We start from the raw sequence: 19,544 nt of genomic DNA on the forward strand, positions 1-19,544 counted from the left end.
GATTCAAATTGTTAAAGAGCGTCACGCTTGTCGCGTTGAGGAGGCGCATATTACGCCTCTCACTTCGAAAGTCAAGCAATTATTTTCGCTTTTCTTTCGGCGCCCACTTCGCAAGGAAGCTGGCTCATCAGTTCGGCGTGTTCCACCGTGCTGGTAGGGGCGCATTATAGGGAGCTGCGCCGGGATGACAAGAGGAAAACTGCAAAAAAATGGCACTTTTTACAGTTTTCCGGTTCAACCGTTGCTTTATTAAACAAAAGCCCCGCATCGGCGGGGCTGTTTCGAGCAAGAAACCCTGCATTTACATCACGCTGCTACCTTTTTGACCAGAATTCGCGTGCAAAGCTGCGCACCTTTTCCCAATCGGTAAATTCAATGTCCTTACTGGTGTCGGTACTGCCACCGGTAATCTTCATGATCAGCTGGATGATGCGAGTCTGCCACCAGTTATAGCGGGAGTACTGCAGCGCACCGGCAAACACACCCAAGGTTTTCGGCTTCCAGGGAGAGAGGCGCAGGAACTTCTTCATATAGGCATTGGTTTGCGGCGTCTGCTTCTCTGGCTTGCGGGCCGTAAGGTTGACACAGAAGAAGGCCGCATTGGCCACCTCCAGCTGCTCCTGATGAGCGTGAATAAAGCTGAACAGGCTGGGGTGGAAGTTGCCATAACGAATGGAGGCGCCGATCAAGACCTTGGCATATTTGCTGAGGTTGCACATCGGCAAGGTGTGCAGGTCGTGCATCACCACTTCGCATCCCGGCATCTGCTCCAGCATGACATCGACTATTTTGCGGGTTTGGCCATCCCGAGAGGAATAAAGCACCAGAATCTTGTCCATAACAACCTCAACTACGCCAGAATGCAGGAGTAAACAGTACCAGAAGCGTGAAAATTTCCAATCGGCCAAACAACATAGCCAACACCAGTACCCACTGGGCCGCTGGCGAGATATTGCCGAAGTTGGCTGATACCTCTCCCAAACCCGGACCTACGTTGGTGAAAGCCGCAGCCACAGCGGTGAATGCGGTCACTTCGTTCAGCCCCGTCATCAGCAACAGCAGCATGAACATAAAGAAGAGAATAATATAGGTGGCGAAGTAGCCCCACACCGCCTCGACGATGCGCTCGGGCACCGCCCTATTCCCCAGCTTCAAGGTATAGATGGCTCTGGGGTGAACCAACCGCTTCAACTCGCGCATCCCCTGCATGAACAGGATCATGAAACGCATCACCTTGATGCCGCCGCCAGTACTGCCCGCGCAACAGCCGATAAAGGCGGAGAACATCAGCAGCATGGGCAGGAACGAGGGCCAGTCGGCATAGGTCGTGGTGCTGTAGCCGGTGGTGGTCCCCAGAGAGACCGCCTGGAAAAGACCGTGGTTGAGCGCCTCTTGCCAGGTGGCGTAATGTCCGTGGGTCAGCAAGGCGACAAAGCAGATCATCACCAGGGTCGCCTGGATGGCCAGAAACACCTTGAGTTCAGAATCGTAAAGGTAGCGACCGAGCCGCACCGGACGGTGAGAGAAGACGGTAAAGTGGAGCGCAAAGTTCACGCTGGCCAGCAGCAGGAACACCACGGTAATCAGGTTGATGACCGGACTGTTGAAGAAACCGATGCTGGCATCATGAGTGGAGAAGCCACCGACCGACAGAGTCGAGAACGAATGGCAGACCGCATCGAACAGCGTCATCCCGGCGAGCCAGTAGGCCAGCGCACAGAGCGCGGTCAGCAGCAGATAGATGAACCAGAGCGCCTTGGCCGTTTCGGCGATGCGCGGCGTCACCTTGGTATCCTTTACCGGCCCCGGGATCTCGGCACGATAGAGCTGCATGCCCCCGATACCCAGCAGTGGCAGAATGGCCACCGCCAGTACGATGATCCCCATCCCCCCCAGCCACTGCAGCAGCTGGCGGTAGAACAGAAACGCCTTGGGCAGATTATCGAGCCCGGTCAATACCGTTGCGCCAGTGGTGGTCAGGCCGGAAAAAGATTCGAAGAAGGCCTCCGAGACCGACATATCCGGCACATCGCTCATGATGAAGGGCACCGCCCCCACACTGCCCAGCACAGTCCAGAACAGCACCACAATCAGAAAGCCCTCTTTCGAACGCATCTCCTTCTTGTGATAGCGATTGGGAAACCAGAGCACCACGCCGAGCAGCAGGGCGATCAGAAAAGAGCTGACGAACTCGGCACCACCACCATCCCGATAGCCAAAGGCCACCAGTGCAGGCAACAGCATGGTCGAGCTGAACAGCGCAACCAGCAGGCCAACAATGCGAATAATGCTCAGAATGTGCATTACAGCTCCCTTTCCCCAATTAAAGAGCGATGGATTCTAGCCATCTAAGGGACTGAGGGATACCCGCCCATGAGTCCGGTCGGTCAATTCACGGTCCACCTGAGCCCAAACCGAGGACTCCCACGCCACCTGCAAGGTGACCTGCTGACCGTAATCCGCCGCCAGCAATTCGCCATTATGGCTGCTGATCAGCGACTCGACCGTCCCCATGTCACCGTAATCGCAGTGAATGAGAGAGGGAGTGCGCGGCACCTTGAGCAGGGTTGGCAATTGCTTGAGGGCAGCACCGACGCCGCCTCCATAGGCTTTGACCAGTCCACCGGTACCAAGCTGGATGCCGCCGTAGTAACGCACCACCACGGCACAGATTTCACCGATCCCCGAGCCCATCAACTGGGCCAGGATCGGCTTGCCCGCGGTACCGGAAGGTTCGCCGTCATCGCTGAAGCCATAAACCTGACTATCTTGCGGCGCACCAGCCACAAACGCCCAGCAGTGATGGCGCGCGGTCGGATGTTGACGCTTGATTTCGTTGATCCACCCCTTGGCCGCCTCGACGGTCGGGGTGTGGGCGATCAGGGTAATGAAGCGGCTCTTCTTTATCTCTTCGGTCAACTCCAGCGGGGCAGCCGGAATGGAGTACGCTGCAGCCATCAGAGTCCTGCTTGTCTGGTCATGTTCTCCACCCCGTTGGCGTGCAGCACCACGTTGTCTTCGATGCGGATGCCGCCGAACGGACGCAGCGCCTCCACCTTGTTCCAGTTGACCCGCTTGCCCTGTTCACCCTGACGCAGCGGCTCCAGCAGGCTGTCGATGAAGTAGAGACCGGGCTCGATAGTGAACACCTGGCCTACCTCCATCACCCGGGTGCAGCGCAGATAGGGGAACAGCTCGGGCGCCGCCAGATGGGTGCCGCGCTCATCCTGCATGAAACCGCCCGCATCGTGCACCTGCAAACCGAGGAAGTGGCCAAGGCCGTGGGGGAAGAAGACATTGGTCACCCCGGTGTTGATCATCTCGTCTACCGACATATCCACCAGCTCGGTCGCTTGCAGCAGGCGCGCCAGCTTGTGATGCATCTGCAGGTGCAGCTCGCTGTAGCGGCGACCCGGTTTGATCTCCTTGATGATCTCCTGCTGCTGCTCGTCGAGGGCTGCAATCAGATCGGCGAACTCGCCGCGCCGCCACGCCCAGGTGCGGGTGATGTCGGAGGCATAACCGTGAAAATCGACGCCGGCATCGATCAGGAAAGAGTGGCGCTCCGCATCGGGCACCCGCAAGGCGGACAAATGGGTGTAGTGAAGGATGGCAGCGTTGCGGTTGATGGCGACGATATTGCCGTAGGGCACCTCATTGGCCCCCTGCCCGACCGCCTTCATGTAGGCCAGATTGATCTCGAACTCGCTCGCCCCCGCCATAAAGGAGTCCTTGGCGGCGATATGGCCGCGCACCCCGATCCGGTTCGCCTCGCGCAGACACTCCAGCTCGTAGGGGGTTTTGTAGGCGCGGTGATAGTGCAGGTAGTTGAGCACCGCCTCCGGATTGGGCTGGGTCAGCCCCAGCAGCTCGGCCACTTCCAGATGGCCACCCAGATAGGCCCACTCCTGCTTGTTGGCAGGTAGATGGTCGGCCACCTGTTCCGGCCGGGTCAGGAAACGGATATCGAAGAACTCGACCCAGAAGGCATTGGGCAGATCCGCCACCTTGTGCCAGAAATCCACAGGGCGGTAGAACAGCAATACCGGTTTGTTCACCCCGTCCACCAGCAGCCAGCAGTGGGGATTGTCCAGTACCGGCAACCAGGCCTTGAAGTGCGGGTTTACCTTGAACGGATAATCCTGATCATCGAGGAAGATGCGGTGGGTCTGGCCGGAGTGGATGGCCAGTCCGCTGAGCCCCTGTTGTTGCAGAATGTCGCGGGTGCGCTGCTGCAAGGTATCGAGGTGCTGGGCAAAAAGTTGGCTGTAGCTGCTCATGGCGTCCTGCTCCGAGGTGAATGTGATTGCAGCATAACATCAAGCGCTTGGCGGCTCGACCCGTCAAGCTGCCGCTTCGTGAGGTAACGCATACGTTACAAACGTGTTTGTTATCAACAGAAAACCAATCATTAACAAATCAAAAACAATTCAATACACTGCCGGTAGATACATGAAGTCAGGGATTACTCATGGACAACCTCTGCCTGTGGCAACCGGATCCGCTCGGGATGCAGCAATCCAACCTCTACCGTTTTATGGCGGAGGTGAACCGTTTCCACGGCTTGCAGTTGCAGAATTACCCGCAGCTTTATCAATGGTCGGTGGAGAAGACCACCCGTTTCTGGCCGCTGGTGTGGCAGCACTGCGGCGTCAAGGGGGAGCTCGGCAACATAGTGGCGGAGAACCGTCAGGATATGCAGCGCACCCGCTGGTTCCCCGATAGCCGCCTCAACTTCGCCGAAAACCTGCTGCGCCGCCAGGACGAGAGCCCGGCCATCATCGCCCGCATCGAAGGGAGCCCAAGCCGCACCCTGAGCTGGCGTGAGCTTGGGGAACAGGTTGCCCGGCTGGCACAGTGGCTGCGTCATCAGGGGATTGGTCGTGGCGATGTGGTCGCCGCCTATCTGCCCAATATTCCGGAAACCGTGGTTGCCATGCTGGCAACCACCAGTCTCGGGGCGATCTGGACCTCCACCAGCCCCGACTTTGGCGAGGCCAGTGTGTTGGAGCGCTTCGGCCAGACCCGGCCGCGGGTGCTGTTTGCGGTGGATGGCTATCGCTACAACGGTAAAGCTATCGACATTCAGGACAAAGTGGCAGGGATCGTCAGCCAGATCGGCTGCATAGAGCAGACGGTGATGATCCCCCTGCTCGGCAACCCGCTGCAGCTTGGCCACGACTGGCAGCGACTGCTGGCAAGCCAGCCGGACGCCAGCCTCCAGTTCGAGCCGATGGCTTTCAACGACCCACTCTATATCCTCTACTCCTCCGGTACCACCGGCAAACCCAAGTGCATCGTGCACGGCATCGGCGGTACCCTGCTGCAACACCTGAAAGAGCACCAGCTGCACTGCGACATCAAACCGGGGGAGCGAATTTTCTACTTCACCACCTGCGGCTGGATGATGTGGAACTGGCTGGTGAGCGCGCTCGCCTCCGGCGCCACTCTGGTGCTCTATGACGGCTCGCCGTTTTACCCGGATGGCAATGTGCTGTGGGATCTCGCCCGTGATGAGCAGGTCAGCTTGTTCGGCACCTCGGCCAAATACCTGGATGCGCTGCACAAGCAGGGTTATGCCCCGATCAAGACCCACGACTTGCCGCACTTGCGGCTGATCTGCAGCACCGGATCTGTGTTGTCGCCGGAGGGATTCGACTACGTCTACCAGCAGATCAAGCAGGATGTGCAGCTCAGCTCCATCTCCGGCGGCACCGACATCTGCTCCTGCTTCGTCATCGGCAACCCGCTCAGCCCTGTCTATCGCGGCGAGAGCCAGGGGCGCGGCCTCGGCCTCGCGGTGCAGGTATTCAACGAAGCGGGCCAGCCGGTGCAGGGGGAGAAAGGCGAGCTGGTCTGCACCAAGCCGTTCCCGGCCCAGCCCATCTACTTCTGGGGCGACGAAAATGGCGACAAGTACCACGCTGCCTACTTCGAGCGGTTCGACAACATCTGGTGCCACGGCGACTGGATTGAGCTGACACCGACCGGTGGCATTCTGTTCTACGGCCGCTCCGACGCCACCCTCAACCCGGGCGGCGTGCGCATCGGCACCAGCGAGATCTACCGCTATGTCGAGCAGCTGGACGAGGTGGAGGAGAGCATCGTCATCGGCCAGCAGTGGCAGCAGGACGAGCGGGTGGTGCTGTTCGTCAAGCTCAAGGCGGGTTGCAAGCTGGATGAGCCGCTGCGCGAACGGATCCGCCAGCAGATAAAACTGCACTGCACCGCCCGCCACGTGCCCGCCCGCATCCTGCAGGTGGATGCCATCCCCCGCACCAAGTCCGGCAAGATCGTCGAACTGGCGGTGCGGGAGGTGGTGCACAACAGACCCGTCAACAACACCCACGCCCTCGCCGATCCCGAGGTGCTGAACCAGTATCGCAACCGGCCGGAACTGGCCAATTGATAACAAACTCACATCTATCCGAGGCGCCGCAAGGCGCCTCTCTTTTGCCCGTTTTGTGATGAAGAGCTTTTACTCGATAACTGTTAAACAAATGTTTTAAATAGGTGTTGAAAATGTCTCCTTTTGGATCAATAGTGAGCCTCGCCCCCTGCTGGGGATAAAGGAGCACCACTCCCCACTGAGTGGGAACAAGGAGACACTCTCATGATCTACCAAGGCGAAACCCTGTCGGTCAGCTACCTCGAAAACGGCATCGCCGAACTGAGGTTTGATGCCCCGGGTTCAGTCAACAAGCTGGATCGCGCTACCCTGCTCTCCCTGAGCGAAGCGATCGCCGCATTACAACAAGAACGTGAACTAAAAGGTCTGATCCTCACCTCCGGCAAAGACGCCTTTATCGTCGGTGCCGACATTACCGAATTCCTGGAACTGTTCGATCTGCCGCAAGAAGATCTGCTCGGCTGGCTGAAAAAGGCCAACGACATCTTCAATGCCATCGAAGATCTGCCGGTTCCGACCCTCTCCGCCATCAAGGGCCACGCCTTGGGCGGCGGCTGCGAGACCATTCTCTCCACCGACTTCCGTCTGGCTGACACCACAGCCAAAATCGGCCTGCCCGAGACCAAACTCGGCATCATGCCGGGCTTTGGCGGCACCGTCCGCCTGCCGCGAGTGATCGGCGCTGACAACGCACTGGAGTGGATCACCACCGGCAAGGATTACCGTGCCGATGACGCCCTCAAGGTGGGTGCCATCGATGCCGTGGTCGCCCCGGACTTACTGCAGAGCGCTGCGCTGCAGATGATCAAGGACGCCATCGCGGGCAAGCTGGACTGGCAGAGCCGTCGCGCAGCCAAAAAAGCGCCGCTGCGCCTCTCCAAACTGGAAGCCATGATGAGCTTCACCACCGCCGCCGGCATGGTTGCCGCCGTGGCGGGCAAACACTATCCGGCGCCGATGACTGCGGTGAAAACCGTCGAAGCCGCCGCAGGTATGGGCCGTGACGAGGCGCTGGTCGTTGAAGCACAGGGCTTTATCAAGCTGGCCAAGACCGATGTCGCCAAGGCACTGGTCGGGATCTTCCTGAACGATCAGCACATCAAGGCGCTGGCCAAGAAGGCGGCCAAGCAGGCGAGCAAGGCCACTGGCCACGCCGCCGTACTGGGAGCCGGCATCATGGGTGGCGGCATCGCCTACCAGTCTGCCAGCAAGGGCATTCCGGCGGTGATGAAGGACATCAACGAGAAGGCGCTGGCACTTGGCATGAGCGAAGCCACCAAGCTGCTCAACGGCCAGCTCGAGAAGGGCCGCATCGACGGCATCAAGATGGGCCAGGTGCTCTCCGCCATCACTCCGACTCTCAGCTATGACAACGTCAAAGGCGTGGACATCGTCGTCGAAGCTGTGGTTGAAAACCCGAAAGTGAAAGCCGCCGTACTGGGCGAAGTGGAAGGAATCATTGGCGAAGACGCCGTGCTCGCCAGCAACACCTCCACCATTCCCATCTCCCTGCTGGCCAAGGGGCTGAAGCGCCCGCAGAACTTCTGCGGCATGCACTTCTTCAACCCGGTGCACCGCATGCCACTGGTTGAGATCATTCGCGGCGAGCAGACTTCAGATGAAACCATCAACCGCGTGGTGGCCTATGCCGCCGCCATGGGCAAGTCCCCGGTGGTGGTCAACGACTGCCCGGGCTTCTTCGTCAACCGGGTGCTGTTCCCCTACTTCTTCGGCTTCAACAAGCTGGTTGCCGATGGTGCCGACTTCGCCGCCGTCGACAAGGTAATGGAGAAGGAGTTCGGCTGGCCGATGGGCCCCGCCTACCTGCTGGACGTGGTCGGTATCGACACCGGTCACCATGCCGGTGACGTGATGGCGCAGGGCTTCCCGGCACGCATGAGCAAGGAAGGTCGCACCGCCATCGACGTGATGTACGAAGTGAACCGCTTCGGTCAGAAGAACGGCAAGGGCTTCTACGCCTACGAGCAGGACAAGAAGGGCAAACCGAAGAAGGTGGCCGACGCCTCTGCTTACGAGCTGCTGGCCCCCATCGCCAAGCCGAAACAGGATTTCGACAAGGACGCCATCATCGCTCGCATGATGATCCCGATGATCAACGAGGTGGTGCTCTGTCTGGAAGAGGGCATAGTCGCCACGCCAGCCGAAGCCGACATCGCGCTGGTCTACGGTCTGGGCTTCCCTCCCTTCCGCGGCGGCGTGTTCCGCTATCTGGACACCATTGGTCTGGATCGCTACGTGGCCATGGCCGACCAGTATGCCGACTTGGGCCCGCTCTACCGCGTCAGCGACCGCTTACGCGAGATGGCCGCCCAGGGCAAAACCTTCTACTGATTGCGGAAAGGAGATCCATTCATGAAAGACGTAGTCATTGTCGACTGTATCCGGACCCCGATGGGCCGGTCCAAGGGCGGCGCCTTCCGCAACGTGCGTGCAGAAGATCTGTCCGCGCACCTGATGAAATCCATCCTGCTGCGCAACCCCAACCTCGACCCGAACGAGATCGAGGATATCTACTGGGGCTGCGTGCAGCAGACCCTGGAGCAGGGCTTCAACATCGCCCGCAACGCCGCGCTGCTGGCCGGTATTCCGAAGCAGGTGGGGGCGGTCACCGTCAACCGCCTGTGTGGCTCCTCCATGCAGGCGCTGCACGATGCCTCTCGCGCCATTCAGGTGGGTGATGGGGATATCTTCATCATCGGCGGCGTCGAGCACATGGGTCACGTACCGATGAGCCACGGCGTCGACTTCCACCCGGGCATGGCCAAGTCGGTGGCGAAAGCCTCCGGCATGATGGGGCTGACCGCCGAGATGCTCGGCAAGCTGCACGGCATCAGCCGCCAGCAGCAGGACGAGTTTGCCGCCCGCTCCCACCGCCGAGCTCACGCCGCCACCGTGGAAGGCCGTTTTGCCAAGGAGATCGTCGGGCTGGAAGGGCACGACGCCAGCGGCGCCCGCTTCTTCTACGACTACGACGAGGTGATCCGCCCGGAGACCACGGTCGAAACCCTGAGCCAACTGCGCCCGGTGTTCGACCCGGTCAACGGCACCGTCACCGCCGGCAGCTCCTCGGCCCTGTCCGATGGCGCCGCCGCCATGCTGGTGATGAGCGCGGATCGCGCCAAGGCCCTCGGCCTCACGCCGCGCGCCAAGGTACGTGCCATGGCCATCGCCGGCTGTGACGCCGCCATCATGGGTTACGGCCCGGTGCCGGCGACCCAGAAGGCGCTCAAACGTGCCGGTCTGACTGTCGGTGATATCGACCTGTTCGAGCTGAACGAGGCGTTTGCCGCCCAGTCTCTGCCTTGCGTGAAGGATCTGGGTCTGCAGGATCTGGTGGACGAGAAGGTGAACCTGAATGGCGGCGCCATTGCCCTGGGTCACCCGCTCGGCTGCTCCGGCGCCCGCATCTCCACCACCCTCATCAATCTGATGGAGGAGAAGGATGCCACCCTGGGGGTTGCCACCATGTGTATCGGTCTGGGCCAGGGCATCGCCACCGTGTTTGAACGGGTGTGATAACCAGCCGGATCGACGGGATGCACTACTGAGAGTTGTCCCTTTTCGGGGCCAGTCTGACTGGCCCCTTTTCAAGTCTGTGACGATCGCCACACGGGGTGCTCGTCAGTGGTCAGAAGCTGTCTGTTGGCCGTCCCGTTTGGGTCGGCCTTTTTTCGTTTTAATCTTATCAATAGGCTGTTATTGCCTTAAACCTCACATTAGATAGGGGGCTTGCTTGCTTTTTACTCCCCCGACAGGTTCAATCTGCACAAAAAAATGGGTGGATGCACATACATATGTCAATGAGCAAACAACTGCTGATCGTCGATGACGACCAAGAGATCCGCGAGCTGCTCAATGAATACCTGACCCGGGCGGGCTTTCAGGTATTGACGGCGGCGGAGGGCAACGAGATGCGCCAGCAACTCGCCCAGCACAGCCCGGACCTGATCATTCTGGACATCATGATGCCCGGCGAGGACGGTTTTACCCTCTGCCAGCAGATCCGTCGTGACTCCCAGGTGCCCATCATCATGCTGACCGCCGCCTCCGACGAAGCGGATCGGGTGATCGGCCTGGAACTCGGCGCCGACGACTATATCGCCAAGCCGTTCAGCCCCCGTGAACTGCAGGCCCGCATCAAGGCGCTGCTGCGCCGCGCCGAATTCCGCCAGCCGGAAAAAGAGAAAGAGCCAAGCCGCCGCCTGCGTTTTGCCGAGTGGACCCTCGACACCCTGAGCCACCAGCTGACCCATGATGATGGCAGCCTGCTGGATCTCTCCGGCAGCGATGCCATGCTGCTCGGCATGTTCCTGCAACAGCCCGGCGTGGTGCTAGATCGGGACACCATCTCGGATGCCACCCGCGGCCGCGAAAGCCTGCCGATGGAGCGCGGCATCGACGTACAGATCAGCCGTCTGCGCCAGAAGCTGGGCGACAACGGCAAGAGCCCGCGCATCATCAAGACCATTCGCGGCAGTGGCTACATGCTGATTGCCGAGGTGCACGAGCTGCCATGAGCAACAAGTGGTCCTGGGGGGCGCTGGTGCCCCGCTCCCTGTTGTCACGGATGATCCTGCTGCTGTTGCTGGCCATCCTGCTCTCCCAGACCATTCTGACCGGCATCTGGATGCAGCAGATCCAGAAGCGGGAGCTGGAGGGGATGCTCAGCACCACCCGCAACCTCGCCATGTCTGCCGCTTCCACCGTCAACTTCTTCAAATCCCTGCCGCTGCAGTATCGCCATATCGCGCTGGACCAGCTGCGCAACATGGGGGGCAGCCGCTTCTTCGTCTCGCTCAACGAGGAAGAGATCCACATCAACGCCATCCCCGACAGCGAACGCAAGACGCAGGTGCTGGAGGAGGTGCAGGGAGTGCTGACCCGCAAGCTCTCCGACGCCATGGCGATCAAGGTGGACTTCTCCCGCCCCGACGACCTCCACGTCTTCAACAACGACACCCTGCTGGCGGATCTCCCCTCCTCCTGGGCCCGCTACACCCTGTCGCTGGAGCCGCTCAATCCACCGGTACTGGTGACCCAGATCGAGATTGAAAAGGGGGAGTGGCTCTATCTGGCGGCCCTGCTGCCCGCCCCCTACATGACCCTCGACGATACCGTGATGCCAAGCAACCAGGTGCGTTTCATCGCCCTGATGACGGTGTTCCTCTGCTTCTTCACCTTTATGCTGGTGCGCTGGCAGACCCGGCCGCTGCGCCGTCTCGCCAAGGCGGCGGTGAATCTGGGCAAGGATATTGATCAGCCTTCGCTCAAGGAGGAAGGAGCGTCGGAAATCGTGGCGGCGACCCGCGCCTTCAATATCATGCAGCACCGGATCCGCCGCTATATCGACGATAGAGAGCGGCTGTTCAGCTCGATTTCCCACGACCTCAAGACCCCCATCACCCGGCTGCGGCTACGGGTCGAACTGCTCGATGACGAGGTACAGATCGCCAAGTTCAACAAGGATCTCGACGAGCTGGAGCTGATGGTGAAAGGGGCGCTGCAGACGGTCAAAGAGACCGACATTCACGAGAATATCGAGGAGATCGACATCAACGCCCTGCTGGAGCAGATGGCGGAGTCGATGAACCTGCACGACGAGCGGCTGACCATCGAAGGCCACTGCAAGTGGCCCTATCGCGGCAAGCTACTGGCGCTCAAGCGCTGCATCGGCAATCTGGTAGACAACGGCATCAAGTACGGCCAGCGGGTGCGCATCATCATCATGGATGACGAGGAGATGCTGATCCTCTTTATCATGGATGAGGGCCCCGGCCTGCCAGACGATCAGTTTGAGCGCATCTTCGAACCCTATTACCGGCTCAGTACCGATCAGGCCGGCACCGGCCTCGGCCTTGGCATCGCCCGCAACATAGCCCACGCCCACGGCGGCGATCTGGTGCTGGAAAACCGTCCGCAAGGTGGCCTGCAGGCCACGCTCTCCCTACCAAGGCAGTAACCTTATGAAGTGGTTGTCTTTTTCTGTCATCGCCCTGCTCTCTGCTCCAGTTACCGCCTCCCAGGTGGAGGTACTGCACTGGTGGACGTCCGGCGGCGAAGCGAAAGCGGTCGAAGTGCTCAAATCCGAGTGGGCCAAACAGGGCAACCAGTGGAACGACTTCGCGGTACAGGGCGGCGGCGGCAAGAGTGCCATGACGGTATTGAAGAGCCGGGCACTGGCGGCCAACCCGCCCGAAGCAGCTCACCTCAAGGGCTATGAACTCAAGGAGTGGGCCGGGCTCGGCTTCCTGCGCGATCTCACCCCCATGGCCGAACACCTCGGCTGGTACAGCCAGATGCCGCCCATGGTACGGGCCACCCTCAGCCAGAATGGCGCCCTGATGGCGGTGCCCACCGGCATCCACCGGGTCAACTGGCTGTGGCTAAACCGCAAGATCTTCGAGCGCAACAAGCTGACTCCACCCACCGACTGGGCCCAGTTTGTCACCGTCGCCGACCAGCTTAAAAAACGGGGCATCACCCCGCTCGCCATCGGCAACGAGCCCTGGCAGCTGGCGGTACTGTTTGAAACGGTGGCGCTCGGTGAGGGGGGTAAAGAATTCTATCGCAAGGCGTTCCTCGAGCAGGACAGCGCCACCCTGACCGGCCCCGACATGGTGCGGGTGTTGACCCGTTTCCAGCAGCTGCGTGCCTATGTGCCGCAAAAATACGCCGGTCTGAAGTGGCATCAGGCCACCAATCTGCTGGAGAGCGGTGGCGCCGCCATGCAGGTAATGGGCGACTGGGTGAAGGGGGAGCTGAGCGCGGGCAACTACCGGCCGGGTGAGGATATCGCCTGTCTGCCGAGCCCGGGCAGCGCCGGACTGTTCAGCTACAACCTCGACTCCATCGCCATGTTCAAACAGCGGGATCCGGCCCAGCTGCAGGCACAGGGGGATCTGGCCCAGCTGCTGATGACGCCACAATTCCAGGAGGAGTTCAATCGGGTGAAGGGGTCGATCCCGGCGCTGACCAATCCCGACATGAGCAAGTTCGACCGCTGCGCCGTACGCTCCTATCAGGACTTCCTGCTGGCGGAAAAGCAGGACAACCTGCTGCCCAGCATGGCGGAAGGGATGGCGACGCCGACCAATATGCGGCAGGCGATCCTCGATGTGCTGAGCAACTACTTCAACGACCCCAAAGCAAACCCGCAGCAGACGGCGCTGCATCTGGAACGGGCAATGCGCTCGACCCGCTGATCCGGGCACATTGCCAAACGGCAGAAATGACAAAGGCGGAATTGCTCCGCCTTTGTTGTTGAATCGTCATCCGATTCAGGATTGATCGTTCTCGTCCTCATCCTCGTCATAGTAATCGCTGAGCTCGATCCAGAGCCCCAACCCGACCATCACCATGGAGCCGAACCAGGTACCGGTGTTCCCGATCGGGCTGCCCATCACTATCATGGCGAAGGACAAGAACCCCATGCCTGCATAGGCCTGTAATCTGCCGTAGGAGACCTGCATATTCACCTCCTTGTTGAATATGGTTCAATTTTTATATTACTCGTCCGGCGCACGCTGGATAGGGCCGAATAACATTTCGGTTACATATGCTGGTTGATGGGGCGTTTGTTTGATTATTTTTTAGCCCTGAGTATCATTGGCAGCCGAATAGGTTGAAGGTTGATAATAGATGAGTGATTTATTCTGCGGCGCAACTCACGAGTTGGACGCAATCGGGCTTCGTTGCCCGGAACCCGTTATGATGGTTCGCAAGAAAGTGCGGCTGATGGCGGATGGCGAGACCCTGCTGGTCAGCGCCGACGATCCTTCAACCACCCGCGACATCCCCAGTTTCTGCCGCTTTATGGATCACACCCTGGTCGCCAGCGAGACAGAGCAGGCCCCCTATCGCTACCTGATCCGCAAGGGTCAATAAGCCCCCATACCGGAGCACTCCATGACAACCATTACCCGAATCGGCACCACCCAGCGTTGGTCAGACGTGGTCATCCACAATGGCACCCTCTATGTGGTGGAAGTGCCCGTCAGCGAAGAGGCCGATATCCACCAGCAGACCCGCGAAGTGCTGGCGAGCCTGCAGCGCCTGTTGGAAGCCAACGGCTCCGGCGTAGACAAAATTCTGATGGCCAATATCTATCTGAAAGACATTGGTGACATCGCCGCCTTCAACGAGCAGTGGGATGCCTGGATCCCGGCTGGCACCGCCCCCGTGCGCGCCTGCGTACAGGCCCGTCTCGCCCACGAAGGCTACAAGGTCGAAGTACAGCTGACAGCGGCTGTCTAAGAGGCGCTTATCCCCCTCATCCCCGCCCCTTCTCCCACGAGGGGAGAAGGGAGCAAACAACAAGGCGTCATTGCTCGCCACGGCGCCAATAGAAAGGCCCCGCCATCACTGGCGGGGCCTTTTCGTTACCGAAACCTGAACGACTTAGGCGGTCGGGGTCAGGGTAATGGTCACGCGGCGGTTCTGGGCTTTGCCAGCGGCGGTGCTGTTGGTAGCAACCGGCTGATCCGGGCCCACGCCGGTGGTGGAGATGCGGCTACCTGCTACGCCCTGACCAATCAGCTGGGCGGCAACGGCATCGGCACGATCGCGGGAGAGCTTCATGTTCAGATCGCGGGAACCGGTGCTGTCGGTGTGACCGACCACGTTCAGGCGGGTCTTGTCGAACTCGGCAACGACCATGGCCACACCGGAGAGGGTGTTGGCACCGGCCGCTTTCAGCTGGGAGCTGGAGCTGTCGAAGGTCACGTTGTTCGGCATGTTGAGGATCAGCTCATTGCCATTGCGGGTCACGCTGACGCCAGTGCCTTGCAGCTTCTCGCGCAGCTTGGCTTCCTGCACGTCCATGTAGTAGCCGATACCACCACCCAGCGCCGCGCCAGCAGCAACGCCGGTCAGGATGCCCTTCTTGCGGTCACCCTTGCTGGAGGAGAGCGCACCTACGGCCGCACCGGCAGCGGCGCCAGCCAGCGCGCCCCAGGCACCTTTGGAGGTCTGGGATTCACCTGTGTAGGGGTTGGTGGTACAGCCGCTCAGGGCAACGGTCAGTGCCAGAGCAGGCACCAAGATCTTGGCTCGCATGAAAAAACCTCTGTGAAAACAATCCGGCACCATGCCGGGGGCCGGATTGTAACGCGCTGGCACGCCATTGTCTGACGCAAGCCTGAACAGATGGCGAGAGTGGTGTTTTTTTGGGCAATCGGCGGGTTGTCAGCGCGGTCACTGACACTCGGCGTGGCAAGGACAGCTGACCAGATGATCGTTCACCATCCCCACCGCCTGCATAAAGGCGTAACAGATGGTGCTGCCGACGAAGTTGAAGCCGAGCTTCTTGAGCGCTTTCGACATGGCATCCGACTCCGGCGAGGTCGCCGGAATATCGCCGTTGCCCTGGCGCTGGTTGACGATGGGGGCGCCGCCGACAAAGCCCCACAGGTAGTCGGCGAAGTCGATCCCCTGCTCCTGCAACGCCAGATAAGCGCGGGCATTTCTGATGATCGACTGCACCTTGAGCCGGTTGCGGATAATGCCGCTGTCCTGCATCAGCCTCTCCACATCCTGCTCGTCGAAGCGGGCAATCTGCACCGGATCAAAGTCCGCATAGGCGCGGTAATAGCTCTCGGTGCGCTTGAGGATGGTGAGCCACGACAGCCCCGCCTGCTGGCCGTCGAGGCAGAGCTTGGCAAACAGCTCGCGCGAGTCATAGACCGGCCTGCCCCACTGTTTGTCATGGTATTCAATGTATTCCGGGTCTTTGGTCACCCAGGCGCAGCGCAGTTCCATTTCCTCTCCCTCGTTATTTCAGCGGTTTGCCCGACCCTGCCCACTCTGCAGGCGGCACTGCTCACATCATATACCGGACATCCCGCCCGACCAGCCAGGGCGCAGCACCATCCCGCGAATCCGCTGCAATTTCGCCTATTATCCGACCATGCCAGACGGTATACTCCCTCGGTTCACATTCAGCAAATCTTGCTCTGATTTTCACTTCGCGCGAAAAAAATTATGCAAAAATTCGATGTCAAAACCTTTCAGGGCCTGATCCTGCAGCTGCAGGACTATTGGTCCCGCCAGGGCTGTACCATCATTCAGCCGCTGGATATGGAAGTGGGTGCCGGTACTTCCCACCCCATGACCTGTCTGCGTGCCCTGGGCCCGGAGCCCATCGCCTGCGCTTACGTGCAACCGTCCCGCCGTCCGACCGATGGCCGCTACGGTGAAAACCCGAACCGCCTGCAGCACTACTACCAGTTCCAGGTGATCATCAAGCCTTCCCCCGACAACATTCAGGAACTCTATCTGGGCTCCCTGAAAGAGCTGGGCATGGATCCTGAAATCCACGACATCCGCTTCGTGGAAGACAACTGGGAAAACCCGACTCTGGGTGCCTGGGGTCTGGGTTGGGAAGTGTGGCTGAACGGCATGGAAGTGACCCAGTTCACCTACTTCCAGCAGGTTGGCGGCCTCGAGTGCAAGCCGGTCACCGGCGAGATCACCTACGGTCTCGAGCGTCTGGCCATGTACATTCAGGGCGTGGACAGCGTCTACGATCTGGTCTGGTCTGACGGCCCGCTGGGCAAGACCACCTACGGCGACGTGTTCCACCAGAACGAAGTGGAGCAATCCACCTACAACTTCGAACACGCCGATGTGGAGTTCCTGTTCCACTGCTTCGAGCAGTACGAGAAGGAAGCCCAGAACCTGCTGGCACTGGAAAAACCGCTGCCGCTGCCTGCCTACGAGCGCATCCTCAAGGCCGCTCACTCCTTCAACCTGCTGGATGCCCGCAAGGCCATCTCGGTCACCGAGCGTCAGCGCTACATCCTGCGCATTCGCACCCTGACCAAGGCCGTGGCAGAGGCATACTACGCCTCCCGCGAAGCGCTGGGCTTCCCGATGTGTCAGCGCAGTGAGAACAAGCAAGGTTAAGGAACGGACATGGCACAACATACATTTCTGGTAGAGATCGGTACTGCTGAGCTGCCGCCCAAAGCCCTGCGCTCCCTGGCCGAAGCCTTTGCCGACAACTTCAAAGCCGAACTGACCAAGGCCGATCTGGCCTTCGGCGACGTCGAGTGGTTTGCCTCACCGCGCCGTCTGGCGCTGAAGGTAAGCGAGCTGGCTGGCGAACAGCCGAGCAAGAGCGTCGAGAAGCGCGGCCCGGCCGTGGCGCAGGCGTTCGATGCCGAAGGCAAGCCGACCAAGGCTGCCGAAGGCTGGGCCCGTGGCAACGGCATCACCGTTGAGCAGGCCGAGCGTCTGGTCACCGACAAGGGCGAGTGGCTGGTCCACACCGCCAAGGTCGAAGGCCGTCCGGCCGTCGATCTGCTGGGCGAGCTGGTCGCCTCTGCGCTGGCCAAGCTGCCGATCCCGAAGATGATGCGCTGGGGCGACAAGACCATCCAGTTTGTGCGTCCGGTCTTCACCGTGACCCTGCTGCTGGATGGCGAGCTGGTTCCCGCTCACATTCTGGGTATCGACTCTGCCCGCACCGTTCGCGGCCACCGCTTTATGGGCGACAGCGAGTTCACCATCGACAACGCCAGCCAGTACCCGCAGATCCTGCAGGAGCGCGGCATGGTGATTGCCGACTTCATGGCGCGCAAGGCCAAGATCAAGGCTGACGTCGAAGCGGCCGCTGCCGCCTTCGGTGGCGTGGCCGATCTGGACGACGCCCTGCTGGAAGAAGTGACCGCACTGGTCGAGTGGCCTGTGGTGCTGACCGCCAACTTCGAAGAGAAGTTCCTGGCCGTGCCGGCTGAAGCGCTGGTTCACACCATGAAGGGTGACCAGAAGTACTTCCCGGTCTACGACAAGAACGGCAAGCTGCTGCCGAAGTTCATCTTCGTCACCAACATCGAGTCCAAAGACCCGAGCCAGATCATCAGCGGCAACGAGAAGGTGGTTCGCCCCCGTCTCTCAGACGCCGAGTTCTTCTTCAAGACCGACCTCAAGCAGACCCTGGCCTCCCGCCTGCCGCGCCTTGAAACCGTGCTGTTCCAGCAACAGCTGGGTACCGTCAAGGCCAAGGTCGAGCGCATCGAGACCGTCGCCGGCTTTATCGCCGAGCGTATCGGCGCCGACGTGGCTCAGGCCAAGCGTGCCGGTCTGCTCTCCAAGTGTGACCTGATGACCAACATGGTCGGTGAGTTCACCGACACCCAGGGTGTCATGGGGATGCACTACGCCCGTCACGATGGCGAAGACGAAGCAGTGGCCGTGGCCCTCAACGAGCAGTACATGCCGCGCTTTGCCGGTGATGCCCTGCCGTCCGGTCTGGTTGCCTGCGCCGTCGCGCTGGCCGACAAGTTCGACACCCTGGCCGGTATCTTCGGCATCGGCATGCTGCCGAAGGGTGACAAGGACCCGTTCGCCCTGCGTCGCGCCGCCATCGGTGCCCTGCGCATCATGACCGAGAAGCAGCTGGATCTGGATCTGGTTGAACTGGTTGAAGAAGCGGTACGCGTCTACGGCGACAAGCTGACCAACAAAACCGTCGTCACCGACGTGGTCGACTTTATGCTGGGCCGCTTCCGCGCCGCCTATCAGGACGAAGGCATCGGTGCCGATGTAGTGCTGGCCGTACTGGCCCGCCGCCCGACCCGTCCGCTCGACTTCGATCGTCGCGTCAAGGCCGTCAGCCACTTCCGTACGCTGGATGCCGCACTGGCTCTGGCTGCCGCCAACAAGCGCGTGAGCAACATTCTGGCCAAGGTCGAAGGCGAGTTGCCGACCGCCGTCAAACCGGAACTGCTGGTCGATGCCGCCGAGAAGGCGCTGGCCACCCAGGTTGCCGAACTGCAAGCCGAACTGGCCCCGCTGTTCGCCGCCGGTGACTATCAGGCTGCCCTCACCCGTCTGGCCGCCCTGCGCGAGCCGGTCGATACCTTCTTCAACGAGGTGATGGTGATGGCCGACGACGAGGCCCTCAAGGCCAACCGTCTGGCACTGCTGAACAACCTGCGCAACCTGTTCCTGCAAGTCGCGGATATCTCCCTGCTGCAGTGATGTTGGTTGGGTAGGTGATATTAAAAACGGCGCCGAAAGGCGCCGTTTTTATTAAGTCTGTATGGAGATGGTATTCACCTGACAGTTGCCCACAAAAGGGAGTGGTCATACGGCTTCAAACCGGATAACAAAA

General features: G+C 60.4%; 17 protein-coding genes. 10 read left to right on the forward strand and 7 right to left on the reverse strand.

Annotated elements, in window-relative coordinates:
- Positions 1-314: 314 nt before the first annotated feature.
- From hemG to pepQ, 4 genes are read right to left on the reverse strand one after another with little or no spacing between them, the layout of a single operon-like run.
- Positions 315-839, reverse strand: coding sequence for a menaquinone-dependent protoporphyrinogen IX dehydrogenase (hemG, locus tag NOM06_RS20010; RefSeq protein WP_005339483.1), 525 nt, complete (start codon positions 837-839; stop codon positions 315-317).
- Between the two features lie 7 nt (positions 840-846).
- Positions 847-2,304: a TrkH family potassium uptake protein gene (locus NOM06_RS20015; RefSeq protein WP_005339482.1), complete on the reverse strand. Its 1,458-nt coding sequence runs from the start codon at positions 2,302-2,304 to the stop codon at positions 847-849.
- Positions 2,305-2,340: 36 nt separating this feature from the next.
- Complete coding sequence (locus tag NOM06_RS20020) at positions 2,341-2,958, reverse strand: YigZ family protein (RefSeq protein ID WP_255912917.1); 618 nt, start codon at positions 2,956-2,958, stop codon at positions 2,341-2,343.
- Entirely contained in the window at positions 2,958-4,280 is a 1,323-nt protein-coding gene (gene pepQ, locus NOM06_RS20025; protein ID WP_255912918.1) for a Xaa-Pro dipeptidase, read from the reverse strand. The genes NOM06_RS20020 and pepQ overlap by 1 nt, the downstream gene beginning before the upstream one ends.
- Positions 4,281-4,471: 191 nt before the next feature.
- Here pepQ and NOM06_RS20030 point away from each other — a divergent pair, with 191 nt between their 5' ends.
- From NOM06_RS20030 to NOM06_RS20055, 6 genes are all read left to right on the forward strand, one after another.
- Positions 4,472-6,409 carry an acetoacetate--CoA ligase gene (locus NOM06_RS20030; protein ID WP_255912919.1) on the forward strand — a complete coding sequence of 646 codons (1,938 nt, stop codon included), beginning with the start codon at positions 4,472-4,474 and terminating at the stop codon, positions 6,407-6,409.
- A gap of 204 nt (positions 6,410-6,613) precedes the next feature.
- The gene (gene fadB / locus NOM06_RS20035) at positions 6,614-8,761 is read left to right on the forward strand and encodes a fatty acid oxidation complex subunit alpha FadB (RefSeq protein WP_255912920.1); all 2,148 of its coding nucleotides are present in this window, start codon (positions 6,614-6,616) and stop codon (positions 8,759-8,761) included.
- A 21-nt stretch (positions 8,762-8,782) separates the two neighbouring features.
- The gene (gene fadA, locus NOM06_RS20040) at positions 8,783-9,946 is read left to right on the forward strand and encodes an acetyl-CoA C-acyltransferase FadA (protein WP_005342451.1); all 1,164 of its coding nucleotides are present in this window, start codon (positions 8,783-8,785) and stop codon (positions 9,944-9,946) included.
- A gap of 278 nt (positions 9,947-10,224) precedes the next feature.
- The gene (locus tag NOM06_RS20045) at positions 10,225-10,947 is read left to right on the forward strand and encodes a response regulator (RefSeq protein ID WP_005339475.1); all 723 of its coding nucleotides are present in this window, start codon (positions 10,225-10,227) and stop codon (positions 10,945-10,947) included.
- Complete coding sequence (locus tag NOM06_RS20050; protein ID WP_005339474.1) at positions 10,944-12,389, forward strand: ATP-binding protein; 1,446 nt, start codon at positions 10,944-10,946, stop codon at positions 12,387-12,389. Before NOM06_RS20045 ends, NOM06_RS20050 begins: the two co-directional genes overlap by 4 nt.
- 4 nt (positions 12,390-12,393) lie before the next feature.
- The gene (locus NOM06_RS20055; RefSeq protein ID WP_255912921.1) at positions 12,394-13,632 is read left to right on the forward strand and encodes an ABC transporter substrate-binding protein; all 1,239 of its coding nucleotides are present in this window, start codon (positions 12,394-12,396) and stop codon (positions 13,630-13,632) included.
- A 75-nt stretch (positions 13,633-13,707) separates the two neighbouring features.
- On the opposite strand, the gene NOM06_RS20060 is transcribed toward NOM06_RS20055, so the two are convergent.
- Entirely contained in the window at positions 13,708-13,899 is a 192-nt protein-coding gene (locus tag NOM06_RS20060; RefSeq protein ID WP_005339471.1) for a hypothetical protein, read from the reverse strand.
- Between the two features lie 169 nt (positions 13,900-14,068).
- On the opposite strand from NOM06_RS20060, the gene tusA reads away from it, so the two are divergent.
- Positions 14,069-14,314: a sulfurtransferase TusA gene (gene tusA / locus NOM06_RS20065; protein ID WP_005339470.1), complete on the forward strand. Its 246-nt coding sequence runs from the start codon at positions 14,069-14,071 to the stop codon at positions 14,312-14,314.
- 21 nt (positions 14,315-14,335) lie between these two features.
- Positions 14,336-14,683 (forward strand): RidA family protein, encoded by a 348-nt coding sequence (locus NOM06_RS20070; protein WP_021229265.1) that lies wholly within the window; start codon positions 14,336-14,338, stop codon positions 14,681-14,683.
- A 144-nt stretch (positions 14,684-14,827) separates the two neighbouring features.
- Here NOM06_RS20070 and NOM06_RS20075 read toward each other — a convergent pair whose 3' ends face one another.
- Positions 14,828-15,484: an OmpA family lipoprotein gene (locus tag NOM06_RS20075; protein WP_005339468.1), complete on the reverse strand. Its 657-nt coding sequence runs from the start codon at positions 15,482-15,484 to the stop codon at positions 14,828-14,830.
- A 138-nt stretch (positions 15,485-15,622) separates the two neighbouring features.
- A complete protein-coding gene (locus tag NOM06_RS20080; RefSeq protein ID WP_255912922.1) occupies positions 15,623-16,186 on the reverse strand; it encodes a DNA-3-methyladenine glycosylase I in 564 nt (187 codons plus the stop codon).
- Between the two features lie 222 nt (positions 16,187-16,408).
- Here NOM06_RS20080 and glyQ point away from each other — a divergent pair, with 222 nt between their 5' ends.
- Together glyQ and glyS are read left to right on the forward strand one after the other, a co-directional pair.
- Entirely contained in the window at positions 16,409-17,332 is a 924-nt protein-coding gene (gene glyQ, locus NOM06_RS20085; protein WP_005339464.1) for a glycine--tRNA ligase subunit alpha, read from the forward strand.
- Between the two features lie 9 nt (positions 17,333-17,341).
- Positions 17,342-19,411 carry a glycine--tRNA ligase subunit beta gene (gene glyS / locus NOM06_RS20090; RefSeq protein ID WP_255912923.1) on the forward strand — a complete coding sequence of 690 codons (2,070 nt, stop codon included), beginning with the start codon at positions 17,342-17,344 and terminating at the stop codon, positions 19,409-19,411.
- Positions 19,412-19,544 lie beyond the last annotated feature (133 nt).

The sequence above is a fragment of the Aeromonas sp. JL9 genome (assembly GCF_024436075.1).
Lineage (GTDB): Bacteria > Pseudomonadota > Gammaproteobacteria > Enterobacterales > Aeromonadaceae > Aeromonas > Aeromonas veronii.

Bases quoted from the DNA above. Each gene is read 5' to 3' on its own strand.
- hemG (WP_005339483.1), bottom strand. From the start codon at position 839: ATGGACAAGATTCTGGTGCTTTATTCCTCTCGGGATGGCCAAACCCGC.
- NOM06_RS20015 (WP_005339482.1), bottom strand. From the start codon at position 2,304: ATGCACATTCTGAGCATTATTCGCATTGTTGGCCTGCTGGTTGCGCTG.
- NOM06_RS20020 (WP_255912917.1), bottom strand. From the start codon at position 2,958: ATGGCTGCAGCGTACTCCATTCCGGCTGCCCCGCTGGAGTTGACCGAA.
- pepQ (WP_255912918.1), bottom strand. From the start codon at position 4,280: ATGAGCAGCTACAGCCAACTTTTTGCCCAGCACCTCGATACCTTGCAG.
- NOM06_RS20030 (WP_255912919.1), top strand. From the start codon at position 4,472: ATGGACAACCTCTGCCTGTGGCAACCGGATCCGCTCGGGATGCAGCAA.
- fadB (WP_255912920.1), top strand. From the start codon at position 6,614: ATGATCTACCAAGGCGAAACCCTGTCGGTCAGCTACCTCGAAAACGGC.
- fadA (WP_005342451.1), top strand. From the start codon at position 8,783: ATGAAAGACGTAGTCATTGTCGACTGTATCCGGACCCCGATGGGCCGG.
- NOM06_RS20045 (WP_005339475.1), top strand. From the start codon at position 10,225: ATGTCAATGAGCAAACAACTGCTGATCGTCGATGACGACCAAGAGATC.
- NOM06_RS20050 (WP_005339474.1), top strand. From the start codon at position 10,944: ATGAGCAACAAGTGGTCCTGGGGGGCGCTGGTGCCCCGCTCCCTGTTG.
- NOM06_RS20055 (WP_255912921.1), top strand. From the start codon at position 12,394: ATGAAGTGGTTGTCTTTTTCTGTCATCGCCCTGCTCTCTGCTCCAGTT.
- NOM06_RS20060 (WP_005339471.1), bottom strand. From the start codon at position 13,899: ATGCAGGTCTCCTACGGCAGATTACAGGCCTATGCAGGCATGGGGTTC.
- tusA (WP_005339470.1), top strand. From the start codon at position 14,069: ATGAGTGATTTATTCTGCGGCGCAACTCACGAGTTGGACGCAATCGGG.
- NOM06_RS20070 (WP_021229265.1), top strand. From the start codon at position 14,336: ATGACAACCATTACCCGAATCGGCACCACCCAGCGTTGGTCAGACGTG.
- NOM06_RS20075 (WP_005339468.1), bottom strand. From the start codon at position 15,484: ATGCGAGCCAAGATCTTGGTGCCTGCTCTGGCACTGACCGTTGCCCTG.
- NOM06_RS20080 (WP_255912922.1), bottom strand. From the start codon at position 16,186: ATGGAACTGCGCTGCGCCTGGGTGACCAAAGACCCGGAATACATTGAA.
- glyQ (WP_005339464.1), top strand. From the start codon at position 16,409: ATGCAAAAATTCGATGTCAAAACCTTTCAGGGCCTGATCCTGCAGCTG.
- glyS (WP_255912923.1), top strand. From the start codon at position 17,342: ATGGCACAACATACATTTCTGGTAGAGATCGGTACTGCTGAGCTGCCG.